This is a genomic window from Promicromonospora sp. NPDC059942, assembly GCF_042731755.1.
In the GTDB taxonomy this organism is placed as follows: Bacteria; Actinomycetota; Actinomycetes; order Actinomycetales; family Cellulomonadaceae; genus Promicromonospora.
This window is the reverse complement of the sequence record NZ_JBHWLR010000002.1, coordinates 307,721-320,962: the sequence shown is the minus strand read 5'-3', so window position 1 is coordinate 320,962 and position 13,242 is coordinate 307,721. Positions and strand designations below refer to the sequence as shown.

At 75.1% G+C, this 13,242-nt stretch carries 13 protein-coding genes; 6 read left to right on the top strand and 7 right to left on the bottom strand.

Going from position 1 to position 13,242, the window contains the following annotated elements; translation table 11 throughout:
• Positions 1-149: 149 nt before the first annotated feature.
• Genes ACFV9Q_RS03965 through ACFV9Q_RS03955 form a run of 3 tightly spaced genes read left to right on the top strand, consistent with a single transcriptional unit; the run spans position 150 to position 2,457 of the window.
• Complete coding sequence (locus ACFV9Q_RS03965; RefSeq protein ID WP_377233255.1) at positions 150-1,541, top strand: WxL protein peptidoglycan domain-containing protein; 1,392 nt, start codon at positions 150-152, stop codon at positions 1,539-1,541.
• Positions 1,541-1,912 carry a YidH family protein gene (locus ACFV9Q_RS03960; RefSeq protein WP_377233254.1) on the top strand — a complete coding sequence of 124 codons (372 nt, stop codon included), beginning with the start codon at positions 1,541-1,543 and terminating at the stop codon, positions 1,910-1,912. The genes ACFV9Q_RS03965 and ACFV9Q_RS03960 overlap by 1 nt, the downstream gene beginning before the upstream one ends.
• Positions 1,909-2,457, top strand: a complete 549-nt coding sequence (locus ACFV9Q_RS03955; protein ID WP_377233253.1) for a DUF202 domain-containing protein — start codon at positions 1,909-1,911, stop codon at positions 2,455-2,457. Before ACFV9Q_RS03960 ends, ACFV9Q_RS03955 begins: the two co-directional genes overlap by 4 nt.
• A 340-nt stretch (positions 2,458-2,797) precedes the next feature.
• Here ACFV9Q_RS03955 and ACFV9Q_RS03950 read toward each other — a convergent pair whose 3' ends face one another.
• Positions 2,798-4,195 carry a family 16 glycosylhydrolase gene (locus ACFV9Q_RS03950; protein ID WP_377233252.1) on the bottom strand — a complete coding sequence of 466 codons (1,398 nt, stop codon included), beginning with the start codon at positions 4,193-4,195 and terminating at the stop codon, positions 2,798-2,800.
• Between the two features lie 300 nt (positions 4,196-4,495).
• On the opposite strand from ACFV9Q_RS03950, the gene ACFV9Q_RS03945 reads away from it, so the two are divergent.
• Complete coding sequence (locus tag ACFV9Q_RS03945; protein ID WP_377233251.1) at positions 4,496-5,668, top strand: MarP family serine protease; 1,173 nt, start codon at positions 4,496-4,498, stop codon at positions 5,666-5,668.
• 22 nt (positions 5,669-5,690) lie between these two features.
• On the opposite strand, the gene ACFV9Q_RS03940 is transcribed toward ACFV9Q_RS03945, so the two are convergent.
• On the bottom strand, positions 5,691-6,737 hold the full coding sequence (locus tag ACFV9Q_RS03940) for a DNA-3-methyladenine glycosylase family protein (RefSeq protein WP_377233250.1): 1,047 nt from the start codon (positions 6,735-6,737) through the stop codon (positions 5,691-5,693).
• A 22-nt stretch (positions 6,738-6,759) separates the two neighbouring features.
• Positions 6,760-7,479, bottom strand: coding sequence for an esterase/lipase family protein (locus tag ACFV9Q_RS03935; protein ID WP_377233249.1), 720 nt, complete (start codon positions 7,477-7,479; stop codon positions 6,760-6,762).
• A gap of 55 nt (positions 7,480-7,534) precedes the next feature.
• Between ACFV9Q_RS03935 and ACFV9Q_RS03930 the strand changes: the two genes are divergently transcribed.
• Positions 7,535-9,121, top strand: a complete 1,587-nt coding sequence (locus ACFV9Q_RS03930; RefSeq protein ID WP_377233248.1) for an NAD-dependent epimerase/dehydratase family protein — start codon at positions 7,535-7,537, stop codon at positions 9,119-9,121.
• On the opposite strand, the gene ACFV9Q_RS03925 is transcribed toward ACFV9Q_RS03930, so the two are convergent.
• Genes ACFV9Q_RS03925 through ACFV9Q_RS03910 form a run of 4 tightly spaced genes read right to left on the bottom strand, consistent with a single transcriptional unit; the run spans position 9,118 to position 12,047 of the window.
• On the bottom strand, positions 9,118-10,278 hold the full coding sequence (locus ACFV9Q_RS03925; RefSeq protein ID WP_377233247.1) for a YihY/virulence factor BrkB family protein: 1,161 nt from the start codon (positions 10,276-10,278) through the stop codon (positions 9,118-9,120). The two genes, ACFV9Q_RS03930 and ACFV9Q_RS03925, sit on opposite strands and share 4 nt — an antisense overlap.
• Before the next feature lie 41 nt (positions 10,279-10,319).
• Positions 10,320-10,910 carry a DUF3618 domain-containing protein gene (locus ACFV9Q_RS03920; RefSeq protein WP_377233246.1) on the bottom strand — a complete coding sequence of 197 codons (591 nt, stop codon included), beginning with the start codon at positions 10,908-10,910 and terminating at the stop codon, positions 10,320-10,322.
• Positions 10,907-11,365 carry a phage holin family protein gene (locus ACFV9Q_RS03915; protein WP_377228259.1) on the bottom strand — a complete coding sequence of 153 codons (459 nt, stop codon included), beginning with the start codon at positions 11,363-11,365 and terminating at the stop codon, positions 10,907-10,909. Before ACFV9Q_RS03915 ends, ACFV9Q_RS03920 begins: the two co-directional genes overlap by 4 nt.
• Positions 11,349-12,047 carry a hypothetical protein gene (locus tag ACFV9Q_RS03910; RefSeq protein ID WP_377233245.1) on the bottom strand — a complete coding sequence of 233 codons (699 nt, stop codon included), beginning with the start codon at positions 12,045-12,047 and terminating at the stop codon, positions 11,349-11,351. Before ACFV9Q_RS03910 ends, ACFV9Q_RS03915 begins: the two co-directional genes overlap by 17 nt.
• A gap of 366 nt (positions 12,048-12,413) precedes the next feature.
• Between ACFV9Q_RS03910 and ACFV9Q_RS03905 the strand changes: the two genes are divergently transcribed.
• Positions 12,414-13,205 (top strand): PAS and ANTAR domain-containing protein, encoded by a 792-nt coding sequence (locus ACFV9Q_RS03905; protein WP_377228257.1) that lies wholly within the window; start codon positions 12,414-12,416, stop codon positions 13,203-13,205.
• Positions 13,206-13,242 lie beyond the last annotated feature (37 nt).

Genomic DNA, 13,242 nt, shown 5'->3' with positions numbered 1-13,242 from the left:
CACCTATGAGAGCGTCCCCACGCCCACCGCGTGGGGCCAACGTTCCCGTTTTCCCCCTCCCCCCTCCCACAGTCCCGCTTCCCCGACTCCCCCCCGGGCGCCCCGCGGCACCGGTGCGGGTCGCCTCCCGCCGCGCACTCGTGCTTAGCGTGCTCACCACTCTGCTGACCGTCCCGCTCCGGGCCGTTCTGCGCGGGATCAAACCGCTCGCGACTGCCCTGCTCGGGACCGTCCCCGTCGCGACCGCCCTGTTCGGGACCGTTCTGCTCGCCGGCCCGGCGGAGGCGCACGTCGGGCCGACCGTCTCGGCCCTGCCGGCCGTGACAGCTGCGGGCAGCCCTGCCGCGGGCACCGTCGCCGGCAGCCCCGTCGCCGGCAGCGCTGCTGCCGGAAGGCCGGTCGCGGGAAGCCCTGTCGCGGGGACCGCCGCGGGGACCGTCGCGGGCAGCGCCGTCGCAGGCAGCCCTGCCGCCGGAAGCGCTGCTGCCGGAAGCCCAGTCGCGGAGAGCCCTGTCGCGGCCAATGCCACGACCGACGTCGACGGCATCTCCTGGTCAGTCACCCCCGCCGACAACCGGCAGGGCACCGGACGCGCCAACTACGGCTACGCCGTCGAGCCCGGGGACACGCTCCGCGACGCCCTGGTGGTGACCAACCGGTCAACCGCTCCCCTGCAGCTCACCGTGTACGGCACCGACGCCTTCACGACCCCGAGCGGCCACATCGACCTGCTGACCGCCGAGGAGCCCGCGACCGGGCTCGGCACCTGGATCACCTTCCGCCGGGGCACGCTGGACCTCGATCCGGGCGAGTCCGCGGAGGTCTCGTTCACGCTCCGCGTGCCCGACGACGCCGCGCCCGGCGACCACTCGGGCGGCGTCGTCACCGCGCTGACGCAACAGGTCGGCGACTCGGCGCTGACCGTGGACCGGCGTCTGGCGCTACGCGTGCACGCGCGGGTGGCGGGCGACCTCGCGCCGGGACTCGGGATCAGCGACCTGAGCATCACGACCGACGTGTCCGCCAACCCGTTCGGGACCGTCACCTCGACGGTCCGCTACCGCCTCACCAACACGGGCACCGCCCGCCTGGTGCCCACGGAGTCGGTCACCGTGGCGGGTCCGGCAGGCACGGCCTGGGCGGGCGGCCCGGCGACGGCGTCGGGGACGGCGTCGGGGACGGCGTCGGGGACGGCGTCGGAGTCGGCGTCGGCGACGGGGTCGGGGTCGGCGTCGGCGTCGGGGACGGCGTCGGGCGAGCTGACCGAGATCCTCCCCGGCTCCACGGTGGAGCGCGTGGTCGAGGTCCGCGGCGTCCGGCCGCTCGTCCGGGCAGAGGCGACAGTGCGGGTGGACGGCCTCGTGGTCGGCATCGGCGGGGGCGGCATCACCTCCGCGCACGACACCGCGAGCGGCTGGGCCGTGCCGTGGGCCCTGCTCGGTCTGGTGCTGCTGGCCGTGGCGGCCTCCATGGTGATCCCGCTGGTGCGGGCAAGACGTGGCAGGCTTCGTGGCAGACCCCACGACACAGGGAGTGGTTGATGAGCCGGCCGGACGCGCAGCGGTTCCCGGCGTCGGTGTTCGGCGTCGGCTCGGAGCCCGACGCGCGCTTCACCCTCGCCAACGAGCGGACCTTCCTCGCCTGGATCCGGACCGCCCTCGCCCTGGTGGCCGGCGGCGTGGCCCTGGAGACCCTCGGGCTCGACCTGCAGCCAGGCCTGCGGCTCGCGGCGTCGCTCGTGCTCATCGTCGCGGGCACGGCGCTGCCGCTGATCGCCTGGGCCGGGTGGATGCGGGTCGAGCGGGCGCTGCGCAACGGGTCGGTGCTGCCGTCGTCGATCGTGGGCGTGGTGCTCGCGATCGTCGTCGCGGTGGTCGGCGTGCTGGTGCTGCTGGGCGTGCTGCTGCGATGACCGCGGCGGGGTCACCCCCGGGTGCGGGATCGCCTTCGGGAACGGGATCTCCCCCGGGAGCAGGGTCGCCTCCTGGAGCAGGATCTCCCCCAGGCGCAGGGTCGCCTCCGGGGGCGGGGTCTCCCCCGGGAGCAGGGTCGCCTCCGGGAGCAGGGTCGCCTCCGGGAGCAGGGTCGCCTCCGGGAGCAGGATCTCCCCCGGGAGCAGGACAGCCGCCCGTTTCCGGGCTGCAGCCGGAGCGCACGGAGCTGGCCTGGCGTCGGACGGCGCTCTCGGTCGCCGCCGTCTCGCTGGTCGGCGCCCGGCTGCTGCCCGCGCTGTTCGGCAGCGCGGTCTGGCTGCTGCCCGGCCTGGTCGGGCTGATGCTGGCCGGGTACCTCCTGATCGCATCCCGACGGCGGCACGGCCGCCGGGTGCCGGTGCCGCCGCGGGGCCCGGGACACGACTCGCCGGGCGCGGGACTGCTCGCGGTGGCCGGCGCCGTCGTGGTCGCGATCGGCCTGGGCGGCCTCGTCGTCGTCCTGGCGACGCACCTCTGGGCCTGACCGCCCGACTGTCCGACTGTCCGACAGCCTGACCGCCCGACCGCCTGACCGCACGACCGCACGACCGCACGACCGCACGACCGCGCGACCGCGCGAGTAATACAGCCGCGGCGCCGCCGGGCAGCCGGGCAGATGCGTCGTCGGGCCGCAGGTCCGCCGGGCGCGCCGATGCGTCGTCGGGCCGTCGCTGGCCGCGCCCAAAGTGCGCTTCTACCCCGTCATTGGGCCCGGAATCACGCCTTGTTCGGGCCCAATGACGGGGTAGAAGCGCACCTTGCGGGTGGGCGGGTCAGCGGCCCGCCGGGCCAGCGGGTCAGCGGTGCGGAGCGGCGCGTTCGTGTCAGGGCAGGGTCCAGCGTTGGACCGTGCTCCCGTCGCAGTCGGCGATCTGGGTGCGGGTGCCGTCGGTCTGCACGCGGCCGACCGGCTGCAGGCAGCGGCCGGACTGCGGGTTGCGCAGCGCGAGGGTGCCGCTGGTCGAGGCCCACTGCTGCGCACCGGTGCCGTTGCAGTCCCAGAGCTGGACGGCGGTGCCCGGCGCCGTCGCTCCACCGGCGACGTCGAGGCACTTGCCGAGCGCGCGGACCGTGCCGTCCGTGCCGACGGTCCACTGCTGGGCGGCGTTGCCGTTGCAGTTCGCGAGCTGGATGGGCGTCCCGTTGGCCGGGTTGGCCCCGGCGACGTCGAGGCAGATCCCGTTGCTCGCGCGGACCGTGCCGGTGCGGCCGCCCCCGCCGCCCTGGGAGTCGTAGACCCGGACGTAGTCGACGACCATCTGCTGCGGGAACTGCGTGGTCCCGTCGGGGTAGCCGGGCCAGTTGCCGCCGACGGCGACGTTCAGGATGAAGAAGAACGGCTGGTTGAACACCCACGGGTTGCCGCCGGTGTTGGCGGGCGTGAACGTCTGGTAGGCGTTGCCGTCCACGAGCCAGGTGATCGAGTTGGGGCTCCAGTCGATCGCGAAGGTGTGGAAGTCGTCGGCGAACGACCAGCCCTGCGGGTGCTGGTACTGCCCCGTGATCGGGTTGCCGCCCGAGTAGCCGGGGCCGTGCAGCGTGCCGTGCACCAGGTGCGGCTCGCGGCCGATGTTCTCCATGATGTCGATCTCGCCGGAGCTGGGCCACGGCGTGCCGGGGAACTGTCCGCCGAGCATCCAGAACGCCGGCCAGATGCCCTGGCCGCGCGGGATCTTGATGCGCGCCTCCAGGCGGCCGTACTGCGGCTGCACCTTGCCCTTGGTCGTCAGTCGGGCGGAGGTGTAGCCGCTGCCCGACTGCCGGGCCGTGATCACCAGGTTGCCGTTGCCGTCCAGGGCGGAGTTCTGACGGGAGTTGACGTAGTTCTGCAGCTCGTTGTTGCCCCAGCCGCCCGCGCCGGTCTCGTGGTTCCAGTTCGCGGCGTTGGGGGCGCTGCCCGCCGCGCCGTCGAACTCGTCGGACCAGGTCAGGGCGGCGGCGACCTCCGCCTGCGCGGTTCCTGCCTGGGCGGTTCCTGCCTGGGCGGTTCCTGCCTGGGCAGCCGCGTCCTGCGCAGCTGTGCCCTGCGCTGCCGTGCCCTGCGCTGCCCCGGCGTCCGGCACCTGCGGCGGCGCTGCCGAGGCGACGAGCGAGGCGGACAGGACGAGCGTCACGGCGGCGAACGCCGTGACGAGAGTTCGGGGTGCGGTGGTTCCGGGGGTGCCGGACCTGCTGAATCTGCTGGACCTGCTGGACCTGCTGGATCTGTGTGCACGACGCATCGGGGTGCTCCCTCGACGTGAGCCATCCCGCCGGGCGGGACTGCCCGGCGGTCATCGCAGTGCCTTCGCGCTCAGAGCTGTTGCTGAGGGACCGTACATTCGGCCGTCCGAGCCGCACAACGAGTGGTCGCACAGTTACGGGTTTTCCCCATCCTGCTGCCCGTTCCCCACAGCGCAGGGCAGGACGGCGCCCCCGGCAGCGGGCCCGCGCTGTGAATGTTCTGCCCACACATCTGAGGATCGGGTGACGGAGGTGCGTGGCGGCGCCCGGCGCACGGGCGCAGCGCTTACCGTCTACCCGTGACGCTCGTCGACCTCGTGCTCCTCGTGGTGCTGCTCATCGCCCTCGGCGCCGGGCTGAGCCGCGGCCTGCTGGCCACGCTCGGTGGCCTCGTCGGCCTGATCCTGGGCGGGCTGGCGGCCTTCTGGGCGGTCCCCGCGGTCAACGACGTGCTGCCGTCCTCCGAGTGGCGCGGCCCGGTCTCCATCGCCCTCGCGGTGCTGCTGCCCGTGTTCGGGGCCTCTCTCGGCGCCGGGCTGGGCCGTGACCTGCGCCGCGGCGTGGACCGCACCGCGCTGCGCCCGCTGGAGCGGCTGCTGGGCGGCGCGGCGAACGTGATCGTGGTCGCGCTGGCGCTGTCGTTCGTGGGCAACGCGGTCTCGGCCACGGGCACGCCGGGCGTCTCGTCGGCCGTGTCCTCGTCGGCGGTGCTGCGCACCATCGACGACCTGACGCCCGCCGCGGTGGGCCGTCCCCTGGCCCAGATGCGCGCGATGGTGCTCGACGACGGCCTGCCGCGGCTGAACATCCTGATGGTCCCCCGGCAGGACCCGGTCACGCCCGTCGTCGACCTCGACAACCCGCAGCTCGAGGCCGCCGCGCAGTCGGTGGCCCGCATCTCCGGCATCGCCTACGCGTGCGGCAAGAGCTCGACCGGGTCGGGGTTCGTCGTGGCCCCGGACCGGCTGGTCACCAACGCGCACGTCGTGGCGGGCGTGGACCGGCCCGTCGTCGAGCTGCCCGACCGCCCGGCCCGCGAGGGGCGCGTCGTGTACTACGACCCCGTGGACGACCTCGCCGTCGTCGCCGTCGAGGACCTGTCGGCCGAGCCGCTGGAGATCGCGCGGACCCTCTCGGTCGGTGACCGCGGCGCCGTCCAGGGCTACCCCTGGGGCGGCCCGTTCACCTCCCGCGGCGCGGGCGTGCTGAGCGTCAGCACCGCCCCCGTCCCGGACGTCTACGACGAGGGCGCCAGCCCCCGCGAGGTCTACTCCCTGGCCGCCGAGGTGCGCCCCGGCAACTCGGGCGGGCCCCTGCTGACCACGGACGGGCGCGTCGCGGGCGTCGTCTTCGCGCGCGCCGAGGCCGACGTCGAGGTCGGCTTCGCCATGACGGACGCCGAGCTGCGGCCCGTCGCGGCGCAGGCCACCGACCTGGACACCCCGGTGTCGTCGGGCCGCTGCGCGGCCTGACCTCGTCCGACCCCGGAACGACCTAGAACGCCCGGTAGTCCACGATCGGCGTCTTGGGCCCGCGCCGCGGCGCGCGCGGGTGCCCGGACAACGACAGCAGGCGGACCACCCGGTGCCGGTGCGGCGCGTAGGGCGCCAGCAGCCGCAGCATCCCGGCGTCGTCGGTCCGCTCGCCGGCCAGCGCCCAGCCGACGGCGGCGGGCAGGTGGAAGTCGCCGACCGAGACGGCGTCGGCGTCGCCGAACGCGCGCTGCGCCACCTCCGCCGACGTCCACACGCCCACGCCCTGCACCTTCTCCAGCCGTGCCCGGGCCTCCGCCGGCGCCATCGCGGCCGCCTCCTCCAGCCGCGGGGCGACGAGGGCGCACCGCGCGACGGTCCGCGCGCGTCCGGGGTCGACGCCGGCCCGGTGCCAGTCCCACACCGGGATCCGCGCCCAGGCCTGCGCGTCGGGCACCACGCGCAGCCCGCCGCGCAGTCCACCTCGCTGCCCGCCGCCCAGCCCGCCGCGCTGCCCAGCGCCCAGCCCGCCAAGCCCGCCAAGCCCGCCCCGCTGCCCAGCGCCCAGCGCGCCCCGCTGCCCGCCGCCCAGCTCGTCCGGCGTCGGCCCGGGGGCCGGGGTGCCGTACCGCGTGACCAGCCAGCGCCAGGCCCGGTGCGCGGTGACGGTCTGCACGCGCTGCTCCAGCACGGCGGGCACCAGGGACTCCAGCACCCGCCCGCTGCGCGGCATCCGCAGGCCGGCCGCCCGGCGGTGGGCGTCGCGGACCTGCGGCGGCGGCACGAAGCCCGTCGCGTCGTCGTCCTCGCCCAGCAGCACCGGCAGCGCCTCGGCGGCCTCACGGGCGCCGTCACCCCACAGGCGCACCACCACCTCGTGCGGCCCGGCCGGGACGAACTGCTGCGTCACCGGCCCGGTCCGGAGCAGCGACGTGCGCCAGACGGAGCCGTCGGCAGCCCGGTGGAACGTGGGGTCGCCCGGGCCGTGCGCGAGCGGTCCGAGCGTCAGTCCGACGTCGAGCCGCCGCTGCGAGGTGTGGCGGACGGTGAGCACATCCCAGTGGACCACGCCCGGAGGCCGTGCCGGTAGCTCACGGGAGCGCGCGCTCCGCCTCCACCCGCGCCACCTCGCGCGCCACGGTCTCCACCAGCAGGCGCTGCCCGAGCGGCCGGAAGTGGCCCGCCAGCGGCAGCTCGACGTTCCGCGCGCCGGGCAGCCGCCCGGTCTCGGGGATGTGCGGGTCGAACCGCGGGTAGACGGCGGTGATGCGCTCGTTGACCAGGAGCTCGCCCGCGAGCGCCAGCAGCACCGGGTCGCGCGGGTCGAACGACCGCAGGGGGCGCGAGAGCATGTACCGCGCCCAGCTGGAGCCGGAGAAGGGCGTGGCGACCGCGACCATGCCGAGCACGCGGTCGCTCGCCGGCGAGAGCAGGACGCGCTTGCCGATCAGGCCGCCCTTGCTGTGCGCCACGAGCACGACGCCGGACAGGTCGGCGCGCTCCAGGTGCTCCACGACGACGTCGGCGGACTCGGGGACGGGCCGGGCGTTGTGCCGCAGCGCGGGGACGGCGTGCACCGGGTGCCCCGCACGGGCGAGCGCGGTCGCCACAGGACGGAGGAACTCCCACGTCTCGTAGATGCCGGGCAGCAGCACGACGGGGGCGGCGTCGCCGGTCCCGGTGGGCACGACGGCGCGGCCCAGCAGGGAGCGCAGCTGCCGGTCGGCGGCCCAGGCGTAGTCGACGGCCCGGGTGCCGAGCCGGGCCCGCGCCCAGGGCGCGGGCCTCGCGGGGTCACGGGACCGGTTCATCGGGTGCAGGTTATCGCGGGATGCGGGTGCCCGGGCCTGGTGCGACGGTGTCCTCATGCGGGTTGTCGTCGTCGGAGCCACGGGGAATGTCGGGACGGCGCTGCTACGCGCCCTGCACGCCGAGCCGCGGGTCACCTCGCTGCTGGGGATCGCCCGGCGGCTGCCGGACCGGGCCGCGGAGCCGTACCGGCACGCGGGGTGGGCCGCGGTCGACGTCGGCTCCGAGGACCTGGACGAGACCGTGGTCGCGCGGCTCGCCGACCAGTTCGGCGGGGCGGACGCCGTCGTGCACCTGGCCTGGCTGATCCAGCCCAACCGTGAGCGCGAGCTGCTGCGCCGCACCAACGTGGAGGGCACCCGCCGGGTGGCGGAGGCCGCGGCGCTGGCGGGGGTCCCGCACCTGGTGGTCGCCTCGTCGGTGGGTGCGTACTCCCCCGCGGACGACGACGCGCCGCGCCAGGAGGACTGGCCGACGGCGGGCGTCCGGACGTCGCACTACGGCGTGGACAAGGCCGCCCAGGAGCGGGTGCTGGACGAGTTCGAGACGGTGCACCCCGACGTCGTGGTGGCCCGGCTGCGGCCCGCGCTGGTCTTCCAGGCGGACGCCGCCCCGTCGATCGCCCGCTCCTTCCTCGGGCCGCTGGTGCCGGTGCGGCTGCTGGGCCGGGGCCGGCTGCCCGTGCTGCCGCTGCCCGCCGGGCTGCGGATGCAGGCGGTGCACGCCGACGACGTCGCCGACGCCTACCGACGCGTGGTGGTCGAGCGGGCCGCCGGCGCGTTCAACGTCGCCGCCGGGGACGTGCTGGGCGGCGCGGACCTCGCGCGGGCCGTGGACCACGGGCGCCTGGTCGAGGTGCCGTCCGCCGCCGTCCGCGGCGCGCTGGCCGCGGCCTACGGCGCGCACACCGTGCGCGCGGACCCGGGCTGGCTGGACCTCGCGCTTTCGGCGCCGGTGCTGGACACCGCGCGGATCCGGACCGAGCTGGGCTGGGAGCCGCGCCGGACGGCAGCCGAGGCGGTCGAGGACCTGCTGGACGGCCTGGCCGTGGGGCAGGGCATGGGCTCGGCGCCGCTGCGTCCCGCACGCCCGCGGCCTCCGGGTGCGTCGCCGGAGGGCAGATCGACCGGGCCGCGCATCCCCGACTCGATGGATCACTACCTCTTCGGCCTCTACCTCTCGGACCACTTCACCGGTGCGACGGCGGGCCTGGAACGCCTGGAGCTGATGACCCGAACGTCCGAGGACACGCCGTTCTACGCCGAGCTGGCCGAGGCGACCGAGCAGCTCCGGGCCGAGCGGGAGCTCTACCGCGACCTCCTGGCCACGCTCGGCGTGCCGCGTCGCCGGCACCGCCAGGCAGCGGCCTGGCTGGGCGAGAAGGCCGGGCGGCTCAAGCTGAACGGCCGGATCGCGGACCGGTCGCCGATGACGCCGGTGCTGGAGGCGGAGCTCATGCGGTCGGCGGTGCTGGGCAAGATCGGCGGCTGGCAGACGCTGCGCGAGCACGCCGCCGACGTCGGCCTGGACGCCGCACAGCTCGACGAGCTCGTCGCGCAGGCGCGCCGTCAGATCGACCTGTTCGACCGGTACCACGCGTGGGCGCGCGAGCGGGCGTTCCGGACGGCGGCCTGGGAGCGTTAGCGGTCGGTGCCCCTCGCGGCGTCGTTCTGCACGGCGTCGTTCTGCACGGCGGCCGCCTGCACAGCGGCGGAGTCTTTCCCGGCGTCGCCGTCCTCGCCGGCACCGTCCCGCGCCGCCGCGACCCGGATCTCGCGGCCCCGCTCGACCTCGCGCAGGTGCTTGGCCTCGCGCTTCTCGCTCGCGCGCGCGTCCTTGGGCGGGAGCTGCACGTTCTCCTCGGCGGCGATGCCGCCCTGCAGCTCGCGCCCGCGTTCGAGCTCGGCGTCCAGCTCGGCGCCGAACAGCAGCGCGAGGTTGGTGATCCAGAGCCACAGCAGGAACACGATGATCCCGGCCAGCGACCCGTAGGTGGCGTCGTAGCTGGAGAAGGTCGCGACGTAGAAGCCGAACGCGGCCGAGGCGAGCACCCACGAGAGGATCGCGACGAACGCCCCGACGCTGATCCAGCGCATCTTCGGCTGCCGCACGTTCGGCGTGACGTGGTACAGGATCGCGACCAGCACGATGACCAGTGCCAGCACGACCGGCCACTTGGCGATGTTCCACACCGTGACCGACGTCGAGCCCAGGCCCACGGCGTCTCCGACCGCCCGGGCCAGGGACCCGCTCAGCACGAGCGCCCCGACGATCAGGGCCGCCGTGACCACGGCGACGAGCGTGACCAGCAGCATCACCGGGCGGAGCTTCCACACGGGGCGCCCCTCGTCGATCCCGTAGATCCGGTTCATCGCCCGCCCGAAGGCGCCGACGTACCCCGACGCGGACCACAGGGCCAGCACGACACCGAGGACGAGGGCCAGCCCGGCACGGCCCCCGCCCCCGGCGGCGTTCTGGACGAGCGGCTCGACGATCGCCAGCACGTCCGGCGGCACCACGCCGTCGACCGTGTCGAGCACACGCTGGACCGCCTGGCCGCCGTCCCCCACGAGCCCGAGGACGGAGACCAGTGCGAGCAGCGCCGGCGCCGCGGCGAGCACCGCGTAGTACGTCAGCGCCGCGGCCAGGTCCAGGCACTCGTCGCGCGTGAACTGGCGCAGCGTGTTGCGGGCGACGTACTTCCACGTGCCGCTGTGCAGGTCCGGCGGGGCGTCCGGCTTGCGCCGGTCGTCCGGCGCCGGTGCTTCCACGCGCGCTGACGAGTCGTCGATGTCTGCCATGCCTGCCCCCCGGTGCTCCTGTGCTCCTGTCGGCCGACCGGTCAGTCGCCCGCCACCCGCGAGCGGACGTCGGCCGCTGCCTCCCGGCTGTGCTCACCGACGGACCGCGCGGCGTCCTTCGCGGCGTCCCGGACCGCCTCCGCGCTCTCCTGCACCGGGCGGCGCAGGTCGTCCGCGACCTCCTTCGCCGTCGACCTCATGTCCTCGACCAACGGCGCCGCCTTCTCCTCGACGGCCGTCGCGGCGCGCCGTTCGGCGCGGCTGGACGGGATGAGCGACGCGGCCACCAGGCCCAGCCCGAAGGCGACCAGGCCCACCCCGAGCGGGTTGCCCTGCGTCTTCGCGCGGACCGTGCGCGGTACGGAGCCCACCGACCCGGCCACCGACGACGCGGCCTCCCGTCCGCGGTCGGCCAGGTCGTGCGCGCCGTCCTGCGCCGAGCCCGCCGCGTCGTGCGCCTGGCCCATCACGCGGTCCTTGACGTGGGACACGCCGGAACGCACGCGGTCGGCCTGACGCCGGGCGACGTGACTCGGATTGACCTTGTCGCCGAGCGCGTCGACGTCGTGGCTCAGCTCGTCGCGCGTCCGCTCGATGTCCGCGCGAATCTCCTCGGGATCGTTGGTGCTCATGAGTTCCTCTCCTCGTGTCCACGCAGTGCGTCAGGGATCTTCTTGACCGACTCGGTCGTCCTGGACAGGCCCTCCACGGAGCGCAGCTCGGCGCGTCCGCGCGCAGCGAGCACGGCGGCGATCACCGCCCACACCGCCGCGACGACCAGGGCCGACCAGCCGCCGCCGATCAGCGAGCCGAGCGCCCACCACAGCGCGAGGGACAGGAACAGCAGGACCATGTGGCCCGCCACCCCGGCGCCGCCGAACATGCCGGCGCCCTTCCCCGCGCGCTTGGCCGACTCGGCCACCTCCGCCTTCGCGAGCGCGACCTCCTGCCGGATCAGCGTCGACAGGTCACGCGTGACCTCGCCGACGAGCTGACCCACGCTGTGCCGGTCCGCGGAGCCGCTGCGGCCGTCGGTCGGGTCCGGTGCCACGCTGGACGCCGCGAACGGATCAGGTGCGCTCGACATAGGGCTCACCCCCGCCGGTCGGCGCGCCCCAGACCTCCGGGGCGGGCGGCGCGGCGGCCGGTACGGCGGCCGGGGGCGCGACCGGCGGCGGAGCCGAGGCCGGACGGTGGCCGCCGTCGTCGTCGGGCGCGTCCCGCATGCCCCGGACGAAGCGGCCCACGAGGAGCCCGGCCCCCGCCGCGACGGCGATGAACAGGCCCGGCCGACGCCGCGCGAAGTCCTCGACCTCGCGCAGGACGGCGCCGGGCTCGTGCTCGTCGAACCAGTCCGCGACGCGCCCGGTGGCGTCACCCGCACGCTGGACGAGCTCGCTCGCATAGCCCGGGTCCTGGGTGCCGCCCGCCATCTGGCCGAGCTCGTCACCCAGCGACCGCAGGCCGCTCGCCAGGTGCTGCTGCTGGGTCGCGACCTGCTCGCCGAGCTCGATCCGCGTGCGGCCGATCAGGCCCCGCGCACGCTCGGAGGCCTCGTGGGCCACGTCGCGCGCCGCCTCCTTGGCGTCGTGAGCGGTCTCTCGGCCGGCGTCCCCGACCTGTGACGCCGCGTCGGCGACCCGGTCCTTGATGCCCGAGCCCGCCCCGGAGCTGTCTCCGGCTCCGGCTCCGGCTCCGGCTCCCGTTCCGGATGACCAGCTCTGCTGCGGACCCGTCCCTGTGCTGTACGGATGTGCCGTCTGGCTCATGATGGGACTCCTGTCGTCGTCCTCGCCCGATCGCGCTGGACGAGGTCGGAGAGCAGGGCAACGGCGCCGTGCTCCACCGCGCGGCCGCTTCATGACCTCGTTCCAACCTAGGCGGGTGAAAGCGACTCGCAACCCGAGGTCGGCGCCGTGGAGGCGGGGTGGAGGCTGGCGGGTGCCCGACGGCGGCCGGCCGATGTCGGGAATGCGCCGGAAAAGGACTCGGTAAACACTCGCAAAGAACGGCCCAATACCCGTCTTCACCAGCGCCTTTGTCGTCCGGACTGTCCGAATCGCCCGAACCAGCGTAGGGTGAAGTGCTCGGAGTCATGAAGCGGCTCCCGATCCGGACGGATCTGGGAGGCACCTGTGTCCTTGATCGAACAGCCGCGCTCGACCGCTGTGAGCGACATCCAGAACGACCACTCCGCACCCGCCGCGGGATTCTCCCCGGCGGCCCTCATGCGCACGATGGGCCTGGGTACCAATCTGCTGGTGGGTACCTATCGCGTCGAGCTCGCCTCCGGGACCTGGTGGTGGTCCGACGAGGTCTACACGATGCACGGCTGGAAGCGGGACGAGATCGAGCCGGGGCTCGACGCCCTCCGCTCCCGCAAGCACCCCGACGACCGGACCCGCGTGGTCCGCGCCGCCAGCCAGGCCCTACGGGTCGGCCGCCCGTTCGCGTGCGCGCACCGCATCGTGGACCGCAACGGCCGCACCCGGTCGGTGGTGGTGACCGGCCAGGGCAGCCAGAGCGACCGCACCCACTCGCCCGAGCTGGTGGGCTACGTCGTGGACGTCACGCCCGTGCAGAAGGAGGCGCTGGACCGGGAGGCGGACGGCGCGGTGAACCGCGCGTTCGTCAGCCAGGCGGCGATCGAGCAGGCCAAGGGCGTCATCATCGCGGTGCGGGGCGTCGACGAGGTCGCGGCGACGGAGATCCTGGTCGAGGTCGCGCGCAAGGCCGACGTCTCGCTGCGCCTGGCCGCCGACCAGGTGATGGAGTCGCTGCACGCCGACAACGAGAAGGCCGGCGTCACCCAGGCCGCGCTGCGGCGCGCGCTCGACGTCGTCCACCCGGTGGGGCGGCCGCGCGGCCACGACGCGCTGCTGACCCGGCGGCCGCGTCGCACGGACACGCGCCGCCGGGACAACTGAGCGACCCCCAGCCGGCCCCGCCGCTCCGCCTGGCGCG

What these genes read in the sequence shown, in the direction of transcription:
- ACFV9Q_RS03960 (WP_377233254.1), top strand. Translation starts at nt 1,541, where the DNA reads ATGAGCCGGCCGGACGCGCAGCGGTTCCCGGCGTCGGTGTTCGGCGTC.
- ACFV9Q_RS03955 (WP_377233253.1), top strand. Translation starts at nt 1,909, where the DNA reads ATGACCGCGGCGGGGTCACCCCCGGGTGCGGGATCGCCTTCGGGAACG.
- ACFV9Q_RS03950 (WP_377233252.1), bottom strand. Translation starts at nt 4,195, where the DNA reads ATGCGTCGTGCACACAGATCCAGCAGGTCCAGCAGGTCCAGCAGATTC.
- ACFV9Q_RS03935 (WP_377233249.1), bottom strand. Translation starts at nt 7,479, where the DNA reads ATGAACCGGTCCCGTGACCCCGCGAGGCCCGCGCCCTGGGCGCGGGCC.
- ACFV9Q_RS03930 (WP_377233248.1), top strand. Translation starts at nt 7,535, where the DNA reads ATGCGGGTTGTCGTCGTCGGAGCCACGGGGAATGTCGGGACGGCGCTG.
- ACFV9Q_RS03925 (WP_377233247.1), bottom strand. Translation starts at nt 10,278, where the DNA reads ATGGCAGACATCGACGACTCGTCAGCGCGCGTGGAAGCACCGGCGCCG.
- ACFV9Q_RS03920 (WP_377233246.1), bottom strand. Translation starts at nt 10,910, where the DNA reads ATGAGCACCAACGATCCCGAGGAGATTCGCGCGGACATCGAGCGGACG.
- ACFV9Q_RS03915 (WP_377228259.1), bottom strand. Translation starts at nt 11,365, where the DNA reads ATGTCGAGCGCACCTGATCCGTTCGCGGCGTCCAGCGTGGCACCGGAC.
- ACFV9Q_RS03910 (WP_377233245.1), bottom strand. Translation starts at nt 12,047, where the DNA reads ATGAGCCAGACGGCACATCCGTACAGCACAGGGACGGGTCCGCAGCAG.